Raw genomic sequence first — 2,655 nt, 5'->3', positions numbered from 1 at the left:
CCCCCTTATAACCAACTAAATATTAGAATCGATACTATTTTAGATTTATTCCCCATCTTTTTCTTGTTCCTTTCTCTTCTAATTCAATATATCCTTCTAGATTAAATGAAGAAAGAATGTCTGTTTTGTTTTTATTAAAAATATCAATCATAGCATCAATACAAGGAGCTCCATGTTTTTTAAACTGTTTGAATTGTAAATATGCATTTTTATTAATCAATATGCAAGATGGATGAATATATGGATATTTAATTTTGTTAAAACTTTTCCACCAATACTTTTTGTGTTGATCCTTTTCCAGGCCCTTTTTATCTACCATCAACTCCTTTCCTACTGCATATCCTTTATAATGATTATACATATCATTAATTATTTCTTTTTTTATATACACATCGCTATCCATTATCAAAAGAAAGTCATAAAAAGAAGTCGTAATACCATAATGCATACCTGGTCCGTGGTGAATATTATATCCAAGTCGCTCAACTTTTATATTTTTATCTTCCTTTTCTAAATCTTCAAAATAAAACTGTCCATCATCACTACCATCAATAATCCGATAAGGGATTGTAGGATAAATCTTTCTCACCGAATTATATTGTCTATATATAAGATCCGGGGTTTTATAATGAACTGTTAGAACTTCTACATTGTTTGTCATTATCATCATTCCAAGTATTATTTATTTCTCAAAATTTTATGCAATGCGTATACTACCCTCAAGATCAGTTGTAGTAAGAACCAGATAACTTATCATTTTACGGGTCGAAACTTGCTTCTCATAATATCCGATATGACTTGGATCCAATGGATTAAAGTATTCTCTGGCTAATGATTTTTTTATTTTTGAGCCAGGAACGTGAATGCGTTTTTCTTTGAAAGTAATATATCTCACCTCTTCCTTATTCATTCTTAGTAATTTCTTCGCATCACCTTCTATGTTAACTCCATAAACAAGCTTCTGCAGATATATATTTTCAGTCTTTACAAAAACATTATGGGGAAAGAAAATACTTATAATCTTGTTTATCAATTTCGAGTATGTACGCTGATAATGTAATTTACCTCCCAATACCTGAAAAAAAAGAGGTTTATGTCTTTTATTCAGAATATCAATAACTTCCTTGTCATTTTTTCGATCAGTGATTCTCTTCGATTGTTTTCGAATACGATAATATAAACCAACTAATGGTAGCCGAACAAAATCTCCTCCATGCTCAAAAATCGACAACCAGAAATCCCAGTCTTCACGACCCGGTATTTCCCGACAATATCCGCCCACCAACTTCCAGTCGGACTTTCTGTACATTGAGCAGACATCAATAATATTCCTCCGACAAAGCAAGTCCAGACTAAAAGGTTTAAAAACCCATCGTCCACTCTTATTTCCAAAAAAATGAGCCTCTCTGCTTACAACTTTAACATTCGGGTTTGCATCCAATACCTTAACGGCAGCCGAGATGTAATTATAGGCAATCAAATCATCTGCATCTACCGGAAGAATGTAAGTACCATCAGCCATTTCAATTCCCAGGTTTCTGGCAGCAGAAACTCCACTGTTCGGTTGAGAATATACACGTATACGGCCATCCTTTTCAGCTAATTGATTTGCAATGGCCAAAGATTGATCTGTAGAACCATCGTCAATAACAATTACCTCAAATTCAGCATAATCCGACTTCAACACCGACTCGAGGCTTGCAGCCAGATACTTTTCCATATTATACACAGGAACAATCACCGACACTTTACTTTGTTTCATAAAAATATTATCTAAACAAAACCTTTTTTCGACCAGCAAAGTTAGTAACTTTATTTTACTTTCGGCTTGAAATCAAACCCTTCAATAATAATTCCCCTTCAGTTGGTATTGTTGATGAGCAATTTTTCGTGACTGATTCAACAAGCAACAATTTCCTTCAGGTAGCCATTGAATCAACTTAACGGAATCTCTGTCAGCAGACAACATCTCACTCTTTTTCATCCATTTTTTGCTTTTCCATTTCAATACGTTCTTTTTCGGCGGCGGCTCTTATTTTTTCGACATCAATGCCTTCCTTTATCAATTGACATTCGCGCGGCCGTTCAAGTTGAAATTGATATTCTTCGTCGTCTTCCTGAAACTGACTCACCAGTTTCCCATTCCAAAAATCTATCGAATCCATCTTGGCAATAATTAAATTCCACGTCTCAATATCCGTATTTTTGGTCTTATGTTCCACTCTTTTCCCTGCATCATAACTGCCGGAATCATCGGTTCTACTATCCTTTTTTAAATTGACAAATCACCTTATCGGCTTTTTTACATTTCAACGATGTAAATACTATGAAGCCGACTTTCACCTCAGATGCATTTCTATAGAACTGAAAACAACAAACATATACCCTGCTACTCTATCCCATTAAAAGTATATTGAACAATCGGGCAATTTACAAACTCCTGTTTTCACAAAAGATAACAAACATCCATGCAAGATTTTTTAAATAAAGAGATTAGAACTATAAACCAAAGTATATCAGAAACAATTTACAAAGAAAACCGTTGAACTATATGATCAACTAAAAATCACATACTTCTTTAAAAAAAGAATCAATAAAAACATAAAATTATGAGAACAAGGAATTTAATCATGCTATCCTGTAGCCTTTTGCTGT

At 33.6% G+C, this 2,655-nt stretch carries 3 protein-coding genes; all 3 read right to left on the bottom strand.

Features of this window, described 5'->3' with window-relative positions; all coding sequences use genetic code 11:
• Window positions 1-34: 34 nt before the first annotated feature.
• The 3 genes from B3Z75_RS14070 to B3Z75_RS14060 all read right to left on the bottom strand — a co-directional run bounded on the left by B3Z75_RS14070 (window position 35) and on the right by B3Z75_RS14060 (window position 2,222).
• The gene (locus B3Z75_RS14070; RefSeq protein ID WP_294073052.1) at window positions 35-670 is read right to left on the bottom strand and encodes a glycosyltransferase; all 636 of its coding nucleotides are present in this window, start codon (window positions 668-670) and stop codon (window positions 35-37) included.
• Window positions 671-697: 27 nt separating this feature from the next.
• Window positions 698-1,762 carry a glycosyltransferase family 2 protein gene (locus tag B3Z75_RS14065; protein ID WP_294073049.1) on the bottom strand — a complete coding sequence of 355 codons (1,065 nt, stop codon included), beginning with the start codon at window positions 1,760-1,762 and terminating at the stop codon, window positions 698-700.
• 208 nt (window positions 1,763-1,970) lie between these two features.
• A complete protein-coding gene (locus tag B3Z75_RS14060; RefSeq protein ID WP_294073046.1) occupies window positions 1,971-2,222 on the bottom strand; it encodes a hypothetical protein in 252 nt (83 codons plus the stop codon).
• Between the last annotated feature and the right edge of the window lie 433 nt (window positions 2,223-2,655).

The sequence above is a fragment of the Proteiniphilum sp. UBA1028 genome (assembly GCF_002316955.1).
Lineage (GTDB): Bacteria > Bacteroidota > Bacteroidia > Bacteroidales > Dysgonomonadaceae > Proteiniphilum.
The sequence above is the reverse complement of the archived record's forward strand: the minus strand, read 5'-3'. Positions and strand labels throughout refer to the sequence as shown.